General features: G+C 43.3%; 20 protein-coding genes and 1 pseudogene. 13 read left to right on the top strand and 8 right to left on the bottom strand.

Annotated elements, in window-relative coordinates; all coding sequences use genetic code 11:
* From E2L07_RS00690 to argH, 3 genes are all read left to right on the top strand, one after another.
* Positions 1-1,464: transposase (locus E2L07_RS00690; protein WP_134228578.1), on the top strand; the 1,464-nt coding region annotated here is incomplete at its 5' end.
* Between the two features lie 358 nt (positions 1,465-1,822).
* Positions 1,823-3,052 carry an argininosuccinate synthase gene (locus tag E2L07_RS00685; protein WP_010899330.1) on the top strand — a complete coding sequence of 410 codons (1,230 nt, stop codon included), beginning with the start codon at positions 1,823-1,825 and terminating at the stop codon, positions 3,050-3,052.
* The gene (argH, locus tag E2L07_RS00680; RefSeq protein ID WP_134228569.1) at positions 3,049-4,425 is read left to right on the top strand and encodes an argininosuccinate lyase; all 1,377 of its coding nucleotides are present in this window, start codon (positions 3,049-3,051) and stop codon (positions 4,423-4,425) included. The genes E2L07_RS00685 and argH overlap by 4 nt, the downstream gene beginning before the upstream one ends.
* 427 nt (positions 4,426-4,852) lie before the next feature.
* Here argH and E2L07_RS00675 read toward each other — a convergent pair whose 3' ends face one another.
* Positions 4,853-5,038: a hypothetical protein gene (locus tag E2L07_RS00675; RefSeq protein ID WP_053430517.1), complete on the bottom strand. Its 186-nt coding sequence runs from the start codon at positions 5,036-5,038 to the stop codon at positions 4,853-4,855.
* A 148-nt stretch (positions 5,039-5,186) separates the two neighbouring features.
* Between E2L07_RS00675 and E2L07_RS00670 the strand changes: the two are divergent.
* Positions 5,187-5,720, top strand: a pseudogene (locus E2L07_RS00670) (transposase); the annotation flags it as partial.
* Positions 5,721-5,799: 79 nt separating this feature from the next.
* Here the strand turns inward: E2L07_RS00670 and E2L07_RS00665 are convergent.
* Positions 5,800-6,243 carry a universal stress protein gene (locus E2L07_RS00665; RefSeq protein WP_175414333.1) on the bottom strand — a complete coding sequence of 148 codons (444 nt, stop codon included), beginning with the start codon at positions 6,241-6,243 and terminating at the stop codon, positions 5,800-5,802.
* A 192-nt stretch (positions 6,244-6,435) separates the two neighbouring features.
* On the opposite strand from E2L07_RS00665, the gene E2L07_RS20685 reads away from it, so the two are divergent.
* The 3 genes from E2L07_RS20685 to E2L07_RS00655 all read left to right on the top strand — a co-directional run bounded on the left by E2L07_RS20685 (position 6,436) and on the right by E2L07_RS00655 (position 7,887).
* Positions 6,436-6,594 carry a hypothetical protein gene (locus E2L07_RS20685; RefSeq protein WP_010899326.1) on the top strand — a complete coding sequence of 53 codons (159 nt, stop codon included), beginning with the start codon at positions 6,436-6,438 and terminating at the stop codon, positions 6,592-6,594.
* A gap of 101 nt (positions 6,595-6,695) precedes the next feature.
* On the top strand, positions 6,696-7,454 hold the full coding sequence (locus tag E2L07_RS00660) for an SDR family oxidoreductase (protein ID WP_010899325.1): 759 nt from the start codon (positions 6,696-6,698) through the stop codon (positions 7,452-7,454).
* A 52-nt stretch (positions 7,455-7,506) separates the two neighbouring features.
* Positions 7,507-7,887, top strand: a complete 381-nt coding sequence (locus E2L07_RS00655) for a hypothetical protein (RefSeq protein WP_010899324.1) — start codon at positions 7,507-7,509, stop codon at positions 7,885-7,887.
* A 250-nt stretch (positions 7,888-8,137) separates the two neighbouring features.
* Here the strand turns inward: E2L07_RS00655 and E2L07_RS00650 are convergent, their stop codons facing one another.
* On the bottom strand, positions 8,138-9,571 hold the full coding sequence (locus tag E2L07_RS00650) for a DDE-type integrase/transposase/recombinase (protein WP_134228568.1): 1,434 nt from the start codon (positions 9,569-9,571) through the stop codon (positions 8,138-8,140).
* A 174-nt stretch (positions 9,572-9,745) separates the two neighbouring features.
* Between E2L07_RS00650 and ald the strand changes: the two genes are divergently transcribed.
* Entirely contained in the window at positions 9,746-10,861 is a 1,116-nt protein-coding gene (ald, locus tag E2L07_RS00645) for an alanine dehydrogenase (protein ID WP_134228567.1), read from the top strand.
* A gap of 180 nt (positions 10,862-11,041) precedes the next feature.
* On the opposite strand, the gene E2L07_RS00640 is transcribed toward ald, so the two are convergent.
* Positions 11,042-12,136 (bottom strand): M24 family metallopeptidase, encoded by a 1,095-nt coding sequence (locus E2L07_RS00640; RefSeq protein WP_134228566.1) that lies wholly within the window; start codon positions 12,134-12,136, stop codon positions 11,042-11,044.
* 227 nt (positions 12,137-12,363) lie between these two features.
* On the opposite strand from E2L07_RS00640, the gene E2L07_RS00635 reads away from it, so the two are divergent.
* From E2L07_RS00635 to E2L07_RS00620, 4 genes are all read left to right on the top strand, one after another.
* Positions 12,364-13,044 carry a metal-dependent hydrolase gene (locus E2L07_RS00635; RefSeq protein ID WP_053430522.1) on the top strand — a complete coding sequence of 227 codons (681 nt, stop codon included), beginning with the start codon at positions 12,364-12,366 and terminating at the stop codon, positions 13,042-13,044.
* 117 nt (positions 13,045-13,161) lie between these two features.
* Positions 13,162-13,371: a hypothetical protein gene (locus E2L07_RS00630; RefSeq protein WP_053430523.1), complete on the top strand. Its 210-nt coding sequence runs from the start codon at positions 13,162-13,164 to the stop codon at positions 13,369-13,371.
* A gap of 151 nt (positions 13,372-13,522) precedes the next feature.
* Positions 13,523-13,771, top strand: coding sequence for a hypothetical protein (locus E2L07_RS00625; RefSeq protein WP_010899319.1), 249 nt, complete (start codon positions 13,523-13,525; stop codon positions 13,769-13,771).
* A gap of 93 nt (positions 13,772-13,864) precedes the next feature.
* Positions 13,865-15,172: a CBS domain-containing protein gene (locus tag E2L07_RS00620; RefSeq protein WP_010899318.1), complete on the top strand. Its 1,308-nt coding sequence runs from the start codon at positions 13,865-13,867 to the stop codon at positions 15,170-15,172.
* A gap of 46 nt (positions 15,173-15,218) precedes the next feature.
* Here E2L07_RS00620 and E2L07_RS00615 read toward each other — a convergent pair whose 3' ends face one another.
* A complete protein-coding gene (locus E2L07_RS00615; protein ID WP_010899317.1) occupies positions 15,219-15,506 on the bottom strand; it encodes a YtpI family protein in 288 nt (95 codons plus the stop codon).
* 105 nt (positions 15,507-15,611) lie between these two features.
* On the opposite strand from E2L07_RS00615, the gene E2L07_RS00610 reads away from it, so the two are divergent.
* The gene (locus E2L07_RS00610; RefSeq protein WP_010899316.1) at positions 15,612-16,556 is read left to right on the top strand and encodes a DHH family phosphoesterase; all 945 of its coding nucleotides are present in this window, start codon (positions 15,612-15,614) and stop codon (positions 16,554-16,556) included.
* Positions 16,557-17,309: 753 nt separating this feature from the next.
* On the opposite strand, the gene E2L07_RS00605 is transcribed toward E2L07_RS00610, so the two are convergent.
* The 3 genes from E2L07_RS00605 to ytrH all read right to left on the bottom strand — a co-directional run bounded on the left by E2L07_RS00605 (position 17,310) and on the right by ytrH (position 18,489).
* The gene (locus tag E2L07_RS00605; RefSeq protein ID WP_010899315.1) at positions 17,310-17,534 is read right to left on the bottom strand and encodes a YtzJ family protein; all 225 of its coding nucleotides are present in this window, start codon (positions 17,532-17,534) and stop codon (positions 17,310-17,312) included.
* A gap of 116 nt (positions 17,535-17,650) precedes the next feature.
* On the bottom strand, positions 17,651-18,157 hold the full coding sequence (gene ytrI / locus E2L07_RS00600; RefSeq protein ID WP_010899314.1) for a sporulation membrane protein YtrI: 507 nt from the start codon (positions 18,155-18,157) through the stop codon (positions 17,651-17,653).
* Positions 18,154-18,489, bottom strand: a complete 336-nt coding sequence (gene ytrH / locus E2L07_RS00595; protein WP_010899313.1) for a sporulation membrane protein YtrH — start codon at positions 18,487-18,489, stop codon at positions 18,154-18,156. The genes ytrI and ytrH overlap by 4 nt, the downstream gene beginning before the upstream one ends.
* Positions 18,490-18,591 lie beyond the last annotated feature (102 nt).

The raw sequence follows: 18,591 nt of genomic DNA, 5'->3' as shown, positions 1-18,591 counted from the left end.
TTCGTTCTAAATCAGTTAAATGCCCATTATTCTGGCGGCATTCTTACCCTTGTTAATAAGGATTGGCCAGTAATTAAAAAGCTTTGGATAACTGATCTCTCTTCGGTAACTACATGGCTTGGTGATTCCTATTCCAAAAAGGGACCAAAGCCTCGTGACCCTGCTTCTATGATGCGTTCTTATCTGCTTTCATTATTTGTTCAACCTACAAAAGGTATTACTCATTGGGTTGATCAACTTCGTCGCGTTCCGTTGTATGCAATTCTTAGCGGTTTTGAACCCGGTGACACACCAGGTGTTGGAACATTTGAAGACTTTTTCAAACGTTTATGGGCCTTCGAAAGCCCGAATGTTATGCCGAAGGTCAAACCTAAAAAGAAAAAGTCAAAAAAGAAAAAGAAGCCTAAAAAGGGTGAAAAAGCTGAACCTAAGAATCCCGGAATTGTTCGTAAACTCGTTGATCGGGCAATGCGTTATGGTTCCAAACAAAAACAACTGCCAGGAGACCGATTATTTGAGTTTTTTCAATCCCAATTTTTAGCGGTTTCTACGAAACTTGGTCTTCTTGGGGATCCCGAAGCTCTAGGTGTAGTTGGAGATGGGACACCAATTGAAACAGCTAGGTACCCGAGAAGTAAATCAACCTGTAATTGTAGTGCCCAAGGACTAACGAACTGTACTCACCCACGCCAGTATTCACAACCCGACATCGACTCAGGCTGGGATAGTTCTAAGGAAAAGTACTTCAACGGATATCATCTCTACATGATATCCACTAGCGATAGCCAATACGACTTACCGCTATATCCACGGCTGCATCCTGCTTCCCGGCATGATTCAGTCAGCCTAGTGGTTAGTTCAATTGAATTTTCGCAACGGTACACCTTGGGCACGATTGATAAAATTCTTCTTGATGCAGCGCACGATGCTGAGGCCATTTATGAGCTACTTGAACATCAAAATGTGGAACCCTTCATCGATTTAAATGTTCGAACAAAGAAGAACTTTAGTACAGAAAGTGATATTCAAATATCTCCAACAGGTGTTCCAATCTGTCCGATTGGGAAGGAGATGAAGCCCAACGGGTTTGACAAATCTCAAAATCGGCAAAAATGGCGTTGTCCACTTGCTTGCGGTACCAAAAATACATGCTCATCACCGTGTTCAAAAGCAAAATATGGTCGGACATTCCATACATTCAGAGAGGATAATCTACGATTATTTACCAAAACACCAAGGTCCTCTGAAAAGTGGAAACTTATATACAAACGAAGAACCTCTGTTGAACGTTCTAATAAAAGAGAAAAAATAGATTATCACTTGGAATCTGGACGCCACCGGTCAACAAAAATGTGGTACATTCGCCTATACGCCATAATGATGTGTCAGCACATCGATGCTTGGTACAGCAGTCAGAAAGAGCAGTTAAATATTGAAGAAATCATCTTTCCTAAAGCCGCCTAGTCAATTTTTAAAAAAATAATGGCAATAGGTTTCTTTGTCATGCACATTTTTGAAAATACAATGAAAATAATGAGTGTGCAGGCCATTCCAATCCAATTTCCAGTAATTTTGGTTCATTTGACCCGGAAAATTGTTATTTATTCCGAGACTCTATAAGTATTGTAACCAAAAAAACGGACAGGTAGAAGAAAAAAAGAAAAAAAAGCGAGAAATCCCCTTGTCAAAATCGATAATCGTTGGTAAAGTAATGAATATTAATAAGTGTAGTTGATAGTTTTATACAGGCCTTTTTTTATGCAAGTGGATGTATAAAAATAATAACAAGAGTATGAATATTCACTTTGGAGGGATTGTTAGCATGAGCAAAAAGAAAGTTGTCTTAGCGTATTCTGGGGGATTAGATACATCTGTAGCCATTAAGTGGCTTAGCGATAAAGGATATGATGTCATTGCCGTTGGCCTTGATGTCGGTGAAGGAAAGGATCTTGAATTTGTAAAGGAAAAAGCATTGAAAGTAGGCGCAATCGAATCGTATACAATTGATGCGAAAAAAGAATTTGCGGAAGAATTTGTTTTGCCGGCATTGCAAGCACATGCGTTGTATGAACAAAAATACCCGCTTGTTTCCGCCCTATCTCGTCCATTGATTTCGAAAAAGCTTGTAGAAATCGCGGAACAAACAGGCGCACAGGCAGTAGCCCACGGTTGTACCGGAAAAGGAAACGATCAAGTGCGCTTTGAGGTATCGATCCAAGCATTAAATCCAAACTTAGAAGTTTTAGCCCCTGTACGAGAGTGGGCATGGTCTCGTGATGAAGAGATTGAGTACGCTAAGAAAAACAACATTCCAATTCCGATTGATTTAGATAACCCGTACTCTGTCGATCAAAACCTATGGGGACGTAGCAATGAGTGCGGAATTTTAGAAGATCCGTGGGCAACACCTCCAGAAGGTGCTTATGAGTTAACAGTCGCAATCGAGGATGCTCCCGATCAACCAGAAATTGTGGAAATTGGATTTGAAAAAGGAATCCCTGTTACGTTGAACGGGAAAAGCTATCCAGTCCATGAATTGATCCTAGAGTTGAATCAAATCGCAGGTAAGCATGGAGTTGGACGAATTGATCACGTAGAAAATCGCTTGGTCGGTATTAAGTCTCGTGAAGTGTACGAATGTCCTGGAGCGATGACACTCATTAAAGCTCATAAAGAGTTGGAGGATTTAACGTTAACAAAAGAAGTGGCCCATTTTAAACCAGTTGTAGAGAAAAAAATAGCAGAGCTCATTTATGAAGGTCTTTGGTTCTCACCACTTCAACCCGCTTTGTCTGCCTTCTTAAAGGAAACTCAATCCACAGTGACTGGGGTTGTACGGGTAAAACTGTTTAAAGGGCACGCCATTGTAGAAGGACGTAAATCAGAGTATTCCCTTTATAATGAAAAGCTAGCCACTTACACACCAGATGACGAATTTGATCATAATGCAGCGGTAGGCTTCATCTCCTTATGGGGACTACCAACGAAAGTGTATAGTATGGTGAACAAGGAAATGAAGGAAAAGCAAGAGAAGAAGGAGGTTACATCGTGACAAAGCTTTGGGGAGGCCGATTCACGAAAACAGCAGAAGCTTGGGTTGATGAATTCGGTGCATCGATCGGCTTTGACCAGCAACTTGTGGAAGAAGACATCGAAGGAAGCCTCGCCCATGTGACGATGCTCGAAAAGTCTGGAATTCTCGCCAATGAAGAAGTGGAGCAAATTAAAAAAGGCCTTCACATTTTATTGGAAAAGGCAAAAAAAGGTGAACTGAACTATTCCGTTGCCAATGAGGACATACATTTAAATATTGAAAAGCTTTTGATCGACGAAATCGGACCGGTGGGTGGTAAGCTTCATACAGGACGGAGCCGGAACGACCAAGTGGCGACCGATATGCATCTTTATTTACGCAAACAAACGAAGGAGATTTTACAGCTAGTCAAGAATGTTCAAGCGGCCCTTGTGGAGCAGGCGAAGCAGCACGTAGAAACGTTAATTCCAGGCTACACGCATCTTCAGCGCGCCCAGCCAATTTCCTTCGCTCATCATTTGCTTGCTTATTTTTGGATGCTTGAACGCGATTATGGTCGTTACGAAGATAGCTTAAAACGATTGAATGTCTCACCGCTCGGGGCAGGTGCCCTTGCCGGGACGACGTTTCCGATTGACCGGGAGTACACGGCTGAGCTGCTCGGATTTGATGGCATTTATGAGAACAGCCTCGATGCGGTCAGTGATCGGGATTTTATCGTTGAATTCTTAAGTGCGTCTTCACTCTTAATGACTCATTTATCACGTCTTTGCGAAGAGTTGATTCTCTGGTCTTCACAGGAGTTTCAATTCGTTGAGATGGACGATGCTTTCGCGACAGGAAGCAGCATCATGCCGCAAAAGAAAAATCCTGATATGGCGGAGCTGATCCGAGGAAAGACGGGGCGTGTTTACGGGAGTCTCTTCTCGCTATTAACGGTGCTAAAAGGATTGCCTTTAGCTTACAACAAAGATATGCAAGAGGACAAAGAGGGGATGTTTGATGCCGTGAAGACGGTGAAAGGCTCGCTTGCCATCTTTGCTGGGATGATCCAAACGATGAAGGTGAAGGAAGAAACGATGACGAAGGCTGTCCATCAAGACTTCTCAAATGCGACAGAGCTCGCCGATTATTTAGCGACAAAAGGTATGCCGTTCCGAGAAGCCCATGAAGTAGTAGGTAAGCTCGTGCTTCTTTGCATCGAAAAAGGCATCTATTTGCTAGATTTGCCGTTAAGTGATTATAAGGCAGCATCTGATTTGTTTGATGAGGATATTTACGACGTATTGCAACCGAAAACCGTGGTGGCTCGTCGAACGAGTGCTGGCGGCACAGGCTTTACAGAAGTAAAGAAAGCAATTACCAAGGCCGAAAAGATTTTAGCCAATTAGTGGCAAAGAGGGCTATGAAGGTTACACACCTTTGTAGCCTTTTCAATTGCTTTTACTAGCGGCTACGGTGCTGTTGGGCCAGTGAAAAATGAGACGATTCCGATTAAGGCAAAAAAGGAAAAGAGTGCTACCAACGAAAAAAGAATGATGAGAATGTTTTTCTTTGTTGACATTGAATCACCCCTACATATTTCTTCATAAAACGGCCCGTTACTTACAAGTTCAATTATATACCAAGAAGGACTATTACAAGAGGAAGAATAAAATAAAACAGTTAAGAAAAAACGTTTGTTAACATGAAAAAAGTATATGTTTAAAGTAGAAAAGGAGCTGTCTCAAAAGTCTATTTTTTGAGTCAGCTTTTCTGATTTGTTCTAAATCGCGACTTGGCGGACGCTTTCACCACAGGCACAAGTGCAACATCGACTCACGCACACTTTGTTTGCATTCGTCGTGTTTTCTTTGCCGCGGGCAACGCTCCAGCTTCCTCGAGAACCCCACTCTCGGCGATCCTCCGCTGTTGCTTTTCCCGCAGGAGTCGCCGCCTGTCGCTCGTTCGACTCCCATTAACGCTCGAAAGAACATACAAAAAAATCGCCCAATCGTTTAACATGAAGGTACCACTACCAAAATTCAAACGAAAGAAGGCGATTTTTTACGTAACCAAACGGCTACTTATCAGCAGTAGACCATGAATCAACTCGTGCTTCCTATGGATTTTTCGATCCATTCCACAGAACCATGCGGCACGTGTGGTGAATGACATGATCGAACAGTGTCCAAATCAGCGGAAAGTCTCTTTTAAACGATACACCAAGCGAATCGATACGTATGGTTATACACGGGATTTTAAAGTGTATGAGTGTGAGTCATGTGAAGGATGTCTGTTCAAGTACGGGGAAATCGACAGATACACTACAACCCGTTGTATGAGGAACTCAAAGCGAAGCAACATCAAAAACTGAAAAGCGAAGAAGGCTGAACGCTCTTCCAAAAAAGAAAAACGGATGTGGAGAGCGTATTTGGTCATGTCAAACAAAACCTCGGATTCCAAAGGATACCATCTTCGCGGCAAAGAAAACGTGCACATCGAGCTCGGGCTTGTGGCTCTTGCCCACAACCTAAGGAAACGAGCGACGGTGGATCGTCGCTCGAAGGAACCAAAGAACACAAATCAACACAAAAATCGGGAGAACCGCATCAAACGGTTCTCCCGATTTTATGTTTTAAGGTGCTTTTGGGACAGCCCCAGAAAAGGACCACCGCTACTAGCGGCAGTCCTTTTATTGCATTAATTAAGTTCTGTTTATATGCGGCTAAAGTAGAAGAAAAGCAATCATTTCACCATGTAGATTTCGCGATCAAGTATTTCGATCATGATTGATCTTGGTCGTTACGAACGATAAGCACATCGCATTTAGCGTGACGAGCCACCGATTCAGATACGCTTCCCATCAAAAAGCGTTCAACTGCATTTAAGCCCGTAGCACCAGTGATAATTAAATCAATATCGTATTTTTGGGCAATTGTTTTAGAGATGTTTGCTTTAGGGCTACCGAAATCAAGGATGGTATGCACTTTGTCCACGCCAGCCTTCTCGGCCTCCTCACTATAACGCTGCAACAGCTTTTTGCCATCCAATTCAGCTGATCCGACGACGGTGCGATCATATTGTTCAACTGTAGCAAACGAACGACTGTCAATTACGTGGCAGATGAACAAATCGGCTTTAAACTCTTTGGCATAGTTAAACGCTTTATATAATGCTCGCTTCGCCTGAGGGGATCCATCCACTGCGACAAGAATATGGTTGTACATCGAACTCACCTCTTTTCTCTACTCATTATTCTATTCCCGAAAGGTTGGATATGGAAACCATTTCAGTAGGAAAACGTGGCTTACCGCCAATCTTAATAGCGAAAATATTCGTTTTCCTACCTTTTTTAGAAACTAAAGTGTAAAAAAAAACGATGGAGGGATTCTAAAGGTGATTTGAAAGGAGGGTAGATGATGAGAGATGATAAAAGAACGAAAGAAAACCGAGTGGACCGATCATTTACCGCTCGTGACCGCGTTCGGGTGGATGTAGACAAACGCCATGAAGATGAAGAAGTTCATCAAGCGAAACGAATGAATGATGAACTCACACATGTAGACGAAACTAATTAATAAGGAAAAGTTCGGTGTCTCTAGCGTATGTTTTTACTATGGCTTTTAATCATAGTATGATTTACATGAGAAAGTGGCCATGATTTGAAGGAGGAGAATGGATGCGACATGCGCTAGTAACATCGGGTACTAAAGGGCTTGGAGTTCAAGTAACAAAAGCCCTGCTTAAAAAAGGATACACGGTGACCGTTAGCTATCGAACGGAAGACGAAGCGATGAAGCAGTTGGAAACGACGTGGGGCCATCTTAAAGATCGAATTCAACTAGTTCAAGTCGATGTAACGAAAAAAGAGGATATTTACCGTCTAGTGGACGGGGCTTATGATCGCTTTGGTCGAATCGATGTTGTCGTGAATAACGCAGGGCCTTATATTTTCGAACGTAAAAAGCTTTTTGACTATGAAGAGCATGAATGGCAGACGATGGTGAATGGGAATTTAAGCGCTGCCTTTTATATGTTCAAAAAGGTTCTCCCCATCATGCGCAACCAACAGTTTGGACGGATTATTTTATACGGATTTCAAGGGGCAAATACAGCTCCTGCTTGGCTCTATCGGTCAGCGTATGCTGCGGCAAAAGTAGGTCTTGTCTCATTAATGAAAACAGTCGCTGTGGAAGAGGCAGAGTACGGAATTACCGTGAATATGGTCTGCCCGGGAAATATAGTAGGGGAAATGAAAGAAGCTACAATTGAGGAGTCACGTAAACAAAAAGACCCTGACACCCCGATTGGTCGTTCAGGAACGGGGGAAGATATTGCTCGGACAGTGGCCTTTTTATGTGAGGATGACTCGGATATGGTAACAGGTTCGGTTATAGAGGTCACAGGTGCTGTCGATGTATTGCATCGTTATCGGTAAGAGATGAATAACGATCCATTTTTTCACACATTCTAACGACGAGGTGAGATGAGTGAAAAGATGGGTCGTTTTTTTATTGATCAGTAGTTTTGTGGTGCTAGGTGTCCATTCATTAGCGGAAGCAAGTGGATTAATGGGCAACTATTCAGTGCGTATCAAAGTATGGCAAGGAGACACTTTACATGAGTGGGAATATGACAATCCGAATCACTTTGAATATGAAGTCGGAACAAAGGTAATTAAGGGAGAAGAAGCAAAGAAAGCCGTCCGAGAAATCGTAAAAGTCGCTGGCATCCATGAGCAGGCAGAAGCAGAAGAAATGGTAAAGCGAATCAAACAAAAATTTCCCGACCTGACTCGCTTTGAGGCTCGGTATATGAACGAGAAAGGAAAGCTGTTTACATGGGTGTGGAAAAAGGAATCAAATGAATAAAGGTAATGTCAAAAGTTCTATGAAAACTCACTAGGCATTCAGTTCTTTTCTCTTTTGTGGGTGGAGGAGCCCCGCAATCGCTCTTGACAAACACGCCAATGGTTTTGACTAAGGCTAAACAAGGGCGAAGGGGACAAAAGAAGGCATACCAAATAGCCCTTGGTTATTTCCATTTTAAACCATTGGCAAGTTCGGTTTGTCAAGAGTTCGCTACGCCGATTGCTGATGTTAGGGCTCAGCTAAACAAAAGCTAGGCAGTCTGATCAATCAACCATTGTTGAGCTAAGTCAATCAGCTTGGTCCAGCGTGCTGGCATGTTTGGAAGTTGTTCTAACTCTGGAATGAGAACAGGAACTTTACCTTCCAAGGCTGAATGCGGTCTTAGAAAGTTGAAGTAAGCCACAAATAAGGTCACAAATGATACGGATCCTTGTTCTGACCCGAATCCGTGAGTGGATCGGTAGTTGCCTTTAAAGGTTCGATTCAGTCTCTCAATAATCTGTTTTAGCGGTCTATATTCCTTGGAGACTTCATCTTCATTGGTTAAGCCGATGACTTGTATTACGTCAAATGGAATCTCATGTTGGGAAAAGAAATGCTGTGCTAACAAGTAGATTGGGTTTCCATCGACAACGAATGTAAGGTTCTCAGGAATCTCTTTCAGCTTAAGTAATACTTCGTCAATCGCTCGAATGGCGGTCGCTGTGTCTCGATTTGGTGAGACAGGGTATGAGAGAATCACCTTTTTCACCGCATCAAAAAAGAAAAACAGATAGTGCCAACGACCATTCACACGGATATACGTTTCGTCACCACAGAATTGATCTGAAAGCTCATAAGGGTAGTGGTCGACGTAAGGCTTAAGCGTAAGTGCTACACTGTTTTCGTAGTTTAAAATGCTTTGGTGAGAAATGGATACACCATGAATATCTTTCATCAGTGCAGCTGTTTTACGAGCGGATAGCCCGTAATTCACGTGATACGTCAGAATGAGTCCAAGTGTATGTGGAGACACATAAAGCCTTGATAAATCGACTTTTGGCTTCTTGGGTGAATGTTTCGCTAACGGTTGATAGTCAATGTGAAACTGGCGGTAAATATACCGCATTTTAAAGGCTTGAGGGTCTTCTTTGAACCGTTTTTTCTCTTTTTGTGACATTCTACTCAATTTCTTTTGGTAGTAGGAACAGTCATTGTTTTTACACTTAAACACATTAAAGTCTTTTCTTTCCTTGATTTTTTCAAGAGTCTTGGCACAGTGAGGGCACTTAAGGATGGCCTCTTTGAGATAGCGGCTTTTTTGATTAAAAAGACAGGAACACACCTTACATTGAAACTGTCCTTTCCCTCCATTATTGGCATACAAATACTCGGATGGAGCACCACACTTTGGACATTTCATTGACGCAGGAACAGGTGTTGAATTAGAACGTCTCTGTACCGGTTTAAGAGGCTTTCCATTCGCCGCCAGATGCTCAGTTAATAACTGTTTAAAATCAAGTTTTTCTGGTACTTCAATGATCGGCAGATCGTCGACTTGAAGTTTCCGATAAGGTTTGTTCACTGGCGCTTCTATTGGCTTATCAAACATGCTTTTCCCAATCAGTAGGGTAAGCAACGTTCGAATCATTTGTTCTTGATAGTTTATTAACATAAGTAAATAGGTTATAATTTGAGGTAACAACTTGTCACATCCTTTTTTCTTAAGGGGATTGATGTCGTGTGGTTACCTCATCAATACCTTAGAATTCAGGGGGGTGGCAAGTTTTTTGCTTATAAAGCCCTCTAATATAGGATTTATTAACCTATTTCTATATAAAGTTTTGACAATACGTGAATAAAAGGAGGGATGAGCAAAATGAAAATCGGCGTGCCAACGGAAGTGAAGAACAATGAAAATCGAGTCGCGATCACACCTGCTGGAGTCATGACTTTAACGCAGCATGGACATGAGGTAATCGTACAAAAAGGGGCAGGAGAAGGTTCTGGTTTTACGGATGAACAATTTGTCATAGCAGGAGCGAAGATCGTCGATACGGCAGACGAAGTATGGCAGATGGAGATGGTCATGAAAGTAAAGGAACCACTCCCCGAAGAATATGGTTTTTTTCGTGAAGGATTGATTTTGTTCACGTATCTTCATCTTGCTCCTGAACTCAAGCTAACGGATGCTCTTCTTGAGAAAAAAGTGATCGGAATCGCTTATGAAACCGTGCAGCTTGCAAACGGGGCGCTGCCGCTTTTAACACCGATGAGCGAGGTGGCTGGTCGGATGGCTTCACAAATCGGGGCACAATTTTTAGAGAAGACGCAAGGTGGTAAAGGAGTCCTGCTTTCGGGTCTTCCCGGTGTGAAGCGAGGAAAGGTGGCCGTCATCGGTGGAGGGGTCGTCGGGACGAACGCTGCCAAGATCGCTGTCGGCTTAGGGGCAGATGTGACCATATTAGACTTAAATCCTGACAGACTCCGTCAGCTTGACGATTTGTTTGGGGAGTCGATCAATACGCTTATGTCAAATCCGCTTAACATCGCCGAAACCGTCAAAGAATCAGACCTCGTTATTGGCGCAGTGCTCATTCCAGGGGCAAAAGCACCGAAGCTTGTGACCGAAGAAATGGTGGCGTCCATGCAACCAGGCTCCGTTATCGTCGATGTGGCAATTGACCAAGGGGGAATTGTTGCGACATCGGATCGTATCACCACTCATAGTAATCCAACCTATGAGAAGCATGGTGTGCTACATTATGCTGTTGCCAACATGCCAGGAGCCGTTCCACGCACATCTACGATCGGTTTGACGAATGTGACGATTCCATATGCGCTCGCCATCGCGAATAAAGGGTACGTTCAAGCGTGTCTGGATGACCCAGCGTTACGCAAAGGATTAAATACTTTAGCTGGCCATATCGTATATGAAGCTGTCGCAGTCTCACAAAACAAACCGTATAAGGATGTTATGGACCTACTTGCTTAATCAGGAGAAGGTAGAGAAACGGATGAACGACCTTGTCTCGTTCATCCGTTTTTCTAACGAAATTTTGTTTAATAACATAAGTTGGTAAATCAATTGTGTTTGCTGAGGAAATGATTTATACACGATGTATGTATCCCACTTTAAGCACTTGTAAGCGTTGAAAAGGTCCACATCTTTCATCTACGTAATGATTTGCAAGTTTTTCGGATAGTTTGTCAAGGTTTGATATCCGTCTTCTGTAATAACGACATCATCCTCAATTCGAACACCACCAATACTAGGAAGGTAGATACCGGGCTCGATCGTAAACACCATGCCTTTTTGAAGGCGATCGGTATTCGTCTCGTTTAACGATGGAAGCTCGTGAACTTCCATGCCTAAGCCGTGTCCGATCCGGTGTGGGAAATAGTCTCCATAGCCTGCCTCTGTAATGATCGTTCGCGCGATCTGATCAAGAGTGCGAATCTCAACTCCTGGCCGACATGCATCCAGTGCTGCTTGCTGGGCTTTTCGTACGGTTTCATAAATGTCCTGTTGCTGATCGGTCACATGGTGAAACGCGACAGTCCGGGTAATGTCTGAGCAATACCCGTCCAACACAACACCTAAATCGAACAGTACAAAATCTCCTTTTTTGATCGTACGTTTGCCGGGATTGCCGTGTGGATTGGCTGACTGATCCCCAGAGAGGACAAGGGTACCAAACGACATGTCACGAACCCCTTTTCTCTTTAATTCATATTCAATGAGAGCAAGAATCTCTATTTCGGAACGACCTTCTTGGATCGCCTGTACCCCTACTTCGACGCCGTAGTCGGCTAAGGCTGCCGCTTCTTTTAGCGTCGTTAATTCTTTGGCTGACTTCTGCTTTCGTAACTCCATTAAGAATGGTTCCCCGTTAATTAACTTAATCGCCGGAAAGGCGTCTTGCAATGCTTGCACCCGTGCATAGGTCAGCCTTGGAGCTTCTACAATACAGGAAGTGAGCACAGCGTTCCGTTTTTCAACTGCTTGCCGTACGAGTAGCCACGGATCTTCAATGTCAGAATAGCCAAGAATTTCTCCTGTCCAGCCTGCCTCTTTAACAAGGGAAGTTTCCATGTTAGGGCAGATAAGGCATGGCTCTGCTTCTGGAAAAAGTAGCAAGGAAACGAGCCGTTCATGGGGGTCGCAGTAAAATCCGGTTAAATAAAAAATCGACGTTTTGTCTTGAATAAAGGCCATCGAGTGGTCATTGTCTTTAAGCCATTCGATTACGCGTTTGATTCGTTCCATTTTTTATCGCTTCCTTTCTCTAGGCTTCAAAACGAAACCTGCATTCTTCCTTTTTACCGTACCATCTTATGTTAAAATTAGAAAGGAAATCGATAGGTATTCCAACCACGTGTTGATGTAGGAGGAGGGGACCATCCAAAGCCATAAAACAACAGATGTTTAAACAATGGGAGACCGGGAAAGAAGGACACTAGAGACGATTGATGATTGAAAGGGAGTTGAGTGCAATGAAAGTAAGCTATCATGGGCATTCTGTTGTCAAAATTGAAACAGAAGGAAAGACGATCCTGATAGATCCATTCATTACAGGAAATGGGCTGACAGACCTATCAGTCGATGACTTGAAGGTAGATGTGATTTTGTTAACTCATGGTCATAATGATCACGTCGGCGACACTCTCCAACTCGCAAAGCAAAATGACGCTCTTGTGATCGCTCCATTTGAATTAGCTACATATCTTAGCTGGAAAGGAGTCAAGGTTCATGAGATGCACATTGGCGGAGCCCATCAGTTTGAGTTCGGCCATGTAAAATTAACGCAAGCATTTCACGGATCTTCTTACACAGAGGAAAACCAAACCATTGTCTATACCGGGATGCCAAGTGGAATTCTTTTTACGGCAGAAGGAAAAACAATCTTCCATGCAGGCGATACAGCGCTATTTTCTGACATGAAGTTAATCGGTGAGCGGAACACCATTGATGTAGCATTTTTACCAATTGGCGATAACTTTACAATGGGGCCTGAAGATGCAGCAGTCGCCGCAGAGTGGTTACAAGCCAAAACAGTAGTTCCGATCCACTACAACACATTCCCTGTCATTGAGCAAGACCCTGTCGCATTTGCAGAGTCACTGTCAGGGAAAAAAGGAAGAGCATTAGCCGTTGGCGAGGTAATTGAATTATAAAGTGAAACGTAAAAGGGGCTTAATCTTTTTTATAGGTTAAAGCCTCTTCCTGTTTGAGCTAGCATAAATGTTTTCATCAATTGGTAGCAAGGGTAATCGAAAGAAGGAGTATGTAAAATGAGAAAATTGAAAAATAACCATATATTTAACAGGTCCATCGTTTTGTGCACGGCGTTGCTTGTTCTTTCTTTGTTAACGCTGTCGGCTAGAGCTATGAATCATAAAGAGTTAGAACAGTTAATATCTGGATGTGAGAAAGTAGGTGGAGAAGTAGAAACGATTGTTCATAATCAAATGACAAACAGCTATTCTTTTACTTGCCACTGAATACTCGTAAGGAGAGATCTCCGGAGAAGTAACGATGATTCTTTGGGGACTTTTTTGTTAGACCATCAAATACGAATGATTTTCCGTTCTCTTCCGCAGTAAGCAGCATACAATGTAACGAGCTGTACTTGTCCGAAAGGGAGATGGTCATATGAATCAGCGCTATTTGCTCTGTTTTTTATTAGGTTTGGCTCTTATAATATATGGGCTGCCACGTCTACCCCTCCATGAAACCGGCCTTGCTTATTTGTTTGCGGTCTTGTGGATGGGGTTCGCCTTACTCGTAATCGGTGGAAATGGAGCTGCACTGTTATATAAAAGAAATCAAACGAAAACAAACGCTCAATTTCAATCAAAACACAAACGGGAGGCAAAAAAGGTTAAACGCTACGTAAGATAAGGTTGAAACGCCAATTCATCACTCGTATAATTTAGTAATACAGTTATATTTTACAGACAAGTACAGATAACGAGTGAAAGCGAGGTGAAGGGATTGGCGACAAAGCATGAACAAATTTTGCAGTATATTACGAATTTAGAGGTGGGTGAAAAAATTTCGGTCCGCCGAATTGCCAAGGATCTTCAAGTGAGTGAAGGAACGGCTTATCGTGCAATTAAAGAGGCGGAAAATCAAGGACTTGTCAGCACGATTGAACGGGTTGGTACGATTCGAATCGAGAAGAAACAGAAAGAAAACATCGAAAAGCTGACTTATGCAGAAGTGGTAAACATCGTTGATGGACAAGTTCTCGGTGGTCGAGACGGTCTCCATAAAACCCTCAATCGTTTTGTCATTGGAGCGATGAAGCTAGATGCGATGATGCGGTATGTGGAGCCAGGCAACCTTTTGATTGTAGGGAACCGCTATCAGGTACACCAAATTGCCCTGGAAGCAGGCGCAGCAGTGTTAATTACCGGGGGCTTTGATACGAGTGATGAAGCGATTAAATTAGCGGATGAGCTAGATCTTCCAGTGATCTCAACGAGCTATGATACGTTTACCGTTGCAACCATGATTAACCGGGCGATTTACGATCAGTTAATCAAAAAGGAAATCACTCTTGTGGACGATATTTTAATCCCACTACAAGATACGTACTACATGACAACGGAAAATGTCGTTGGGAAGTGGCATGAATTAAATGAGAAGACAGGACATAGCCGCTACCCTGTAATTGATGAGAACATGAAGATTCAAGGGATGGTTGCTGCGAAAGATGTCCTGAACGCGAGCCGGCATACACCGATCGAAAAGGTCATGACGAAAAATCCAATCACGGTCAGTGAACGTACGTCCGTAGCTGCCGTCGCCCATGTCATGGTCTGGGAAGGGATTGAGCTCCTCCCAGTCATAGACTCTCACCGGAAGTTAATCGGTGTGGTCAGTCGTCAGGATGTGCTAAAAGCGCTACAAATGATTCAACGTCAGCCCCATGTCGGAGAGACGATTGAAGATTTGATGACAAATGGCCTGAATGAAAGTAGTTCCGACCAAGGGGATTCATATGAGGTAGAAATTACGCCGCAAATGACGAATCAATTAGGAACGATCTCGCACGGTGTCATGACGTCTCTCGTTATTGAGTCCGGTAGCCGGGTTCTTCGAAAGTATAAAAAAGGGGATCTCGTCGTCGAAAACATCACCCTTTACTTCCTCAAGCCAGTTCAGATTGACAGCCGTTTAACGATACGACCACGGGTGTTAGAAATTGGTCGTAAGCATGGGAAAATAGATGTGGAAATGTACCATGAAGGAGAAATTGTTGGGAAGGCCTTGTTTATGGCGCAAATCATCGATTAACAAAAAGAGGCTTGGGTTATCCAAGTCTCTTTTGACGCAAAAATGGTTATTGGTTTTTCAGTTGTGGTACATAATGTTGGTAGGCACGAATGCCGTGGTAGAGGATGAAACCACCGAAGCCTACGAAGACAAGCCCTACAATTAAATCGACCGTGCCGCGCAGGCCGACTAACAGGTTAATACCAAACGCGGTAAGAAATACACCGGAGGCGATGCTCGCTTTTGATTCGTGAATTCGTTTGAGCAGCGATTCGGGTGTTCTCCACGCTTTTATTTTAAAATATAAAAACAAGCCGATCGAGATAAACACAAGTGCGGTAAATAAAACAGCCATAAACATCCTCCTGCACGAAAACAATTGTGATTTGTTTTTATTCTAACGTGAAATGAAAGGAAAAGCCAGTACAGCAACTATTGACGAGAGAGAAGGGGATAGAAGATGAAGCACGACATTCTACAAGCCATTGCGGCCTATGATCAAATCATAATCCACCGTCATGAACGACCAGATCCTGATGCCATTGGCTCACAGGTTGGGCTAGCGACACTTATTCGCGAGCGATATCCAGAAAAGAACGTGTTTGTTGTCGGGGATGAAGAACCATCGCTCGGATTTTTAGCCAACATGGACGAGCTTGATGATGAAAAGTTCGAAGGGGCGCTCGTCATCGTATGTGACACAGCGAACGAGGAACGAATCAGCGATCAACGATATGCACGGGGCGACAAGCTCGTAAAGATCGACCACCACCCAAATGAGGAGCCATACGGCGATATTGTCTGGGTGGATCCATCGGCAAGCTCCACAAGCGAGATGATTGTCGACTTGTTCCTTGCCGGAAAGGAGGAAGGGTATAACTTGAGCAAAGAGAGTGCTCTTTTACTATATGCTGGAATCGTTGGTGATACGGGAAGATTCCGTTATGATAACACGACACCGAAAACGTTACGCCATGTAGCCCTTCTTCTTGAACAAGGGATCGAGACGAATGATTTTTACAGCGGACTCCATCGTCGTGAATTAAAGCAAACGAGGTTAGAAGGCTACATTCTTCAACATTTTTCCATCATTGATGGTTGTGTCGGAGTCATGAAGCTGACAAGTGAACTGTTGGCTGAATATGATGTGACGGCGAACGAATCAGCGGCTTTTGTTAACAGCTTTTCCGATGTGGAAGGGTTACTCACATGGGTATTTTTCGTTGAAGATGGAGAGACAATCCGTGTGCGCCTCCGCTCAAAAGGACCAGTAATCAATACGGTGGCGATGGAACATAACGGGGGCGGACACCCGATGGCAGCAGGAGCGAAGGCGAAGAGCTGGGAGGAAACAGATAAGATTGTAGAGAAGCTCCGGCGGGTGGCTAGCGATTTTAGACGTTAGGAAAGCTTGGCTTACCGCCAAAAACTTCTTTGCAAGGAAGCCACCAATGACGTTAAACTTAATTGCACGATACTAGTTTGTCGTCTGTCTTCCAGTCGTTAGACGGATACTCTAACATATGGGGGTGGCACCCGCCACGGTGATGAGTGCCACTCTTATTTTATATGGCGTTGATTGTTTCAAAAACCACTCCCTTGCCGCGGACAAGGCTTTAGCTAATCGGGGAAAATCACCCCGATGGATCTTCAGTTCTTGCTTTTCCCGCAGGCGTCTCGTGATTTTGACCATCAGCTTGGAAACGTCCGTCTAGTCATGCGTATACACAAAAAGGATACCTTAGCAGTATTCGTATGCTTATAAGCCTATTGACCGAACCATTTATCGGTTCCGTGTTCATTCGGAAGTTCAAGGCCTCCTCCGTGAGTGGGGAAATCTTAATCAATGAAAAATAGGAACAACAAATAAAGATTCAACAGATGCTTTCAGACGAGAAAACGGGGGGCAATCTATGGTCAGTGTAAGGTCGACGTAAAAATCGGTTTTTAGTTATCTGAAGGCTCATTTGCGTGTCACTCGAATGTCCGTCAGAGGCAACGAGAATGTCAGAAATGAATGAGGGTTTGCGTTTACGGCCATAAACGCAAATCAAACAACAGGCGATCCCACGAATCAACAGAAAAAAGGTTCGGATCATTTTATTTTGATGATCCGAACCTTTTTATACGTTTGTCCCAGTCTCTTTGCTACTTAGATTTACTTATGATCTTCATCCCGCTGGTTTGCTGGAATGAACCAAGAGCCAAGCTCAGTTATGTCCTCATATACGTCGTCGATCCCTAATCGTTTGAGTTCTTTGCGAATGAAATCGGATACTTCTTTGCTTTCGGCAAATGCAGAATAACCTGCCTTGATCTTTTCCACCTTTTTTAAGGCCATTTCCTTACGGTTAATGATCATTTCTTTACCGGTTACATCCATTTCATTCACTCCTTCCTTTTTACAAATCGCGTTAGTTTTCCTTTTATATAGTATACAGGATAACGGTTTGTCTTGGAAAGGAAAGGGAGAAATATTCAGAAAAACGTCATAGATCGTTATGAAGAAGCAGGGACTATTTTCGCGTAAATATGCAAGGTTGTAAATAAATAAACCTCTTCGACGTCCAGCTGGTAGCGACTATCGTTGATGGAAAATACTTTATTCTCAAGGGTCGAGATCATAAGGTCTTTCATGTTAGCAACCGTTTCAATGTCTCTCTGTTCTAAAAAGTGGAGCTCCTCTATCGCTTGCTGATGAAGCTCATAGAGGGTAAGCTGGTTTAAACGAAGGCTCCGTGCATTCGTAAAGGAAATTTCGATTTCTTGAATCGTTAATTTTTTTTGATTCTCCTCATTTTGTTCATTTTGCTTACGAACGAGATCATCAATTCGCTCTTTTAGTTGAGCGACCTCTGCCTGCTGTTTGCTCCGTTCTAAAATGAGCTCATCGTGGATCGGTCCGTACTGCAATAAGAAAAACACCCAGCCGATCAAAATTCCAATGATCAATCCGGCGAAAAAACGCTGCCAACCGGGCCGACGATAATAAGGAGGCACTCTCATAGGACATGCTGCTCCCCAACAATCCACTGCACTAACAGCGTACCTGAGTGTGCACCGCAAAGGGCGAAAAACACCATAAACAATGTTTTGAAAATATCATCATGAGCTCCGGTGAATAGTCCGCGCTCTAAGCTCGTAATCGCATCAAATGAACCTCCAATCGCAGCAACGATTGCCCAAATTTTTAAGCTTCCTGCCAGGTCATGCATGACTTGCAACGGGGGTTTGCCTATTAAATACGCTCCCATCCCCCCAATTAACGTTCCCCCAATGAGGACTCCAAAGGCGACGAAAAAATCAATCACTAATGTTGCTAAGAATTCTCTGTCCATCGTCCCTCTCTCCTTGTCGTATAAATCATTCCCGCTATGAAATGCTGTTACTATGTATAGTCGTCAGTGGACAAGAATATGCTGTCCCGAAGGTGGAAAGCT

The organism is Halalkalibacterium halodurans, assembly GCF_004376175.1.
Lineage (GTDB): Bacteria > Bacillota > Bacilli > Bacillales > Bacillaceae_D > Halalkalibacterium > Halalkalibacterium halodurans.
Note: the sequence above shows the minus strand (reverse complement) of the source record. Positions and strands in the feature narration are given on the sequence as shown.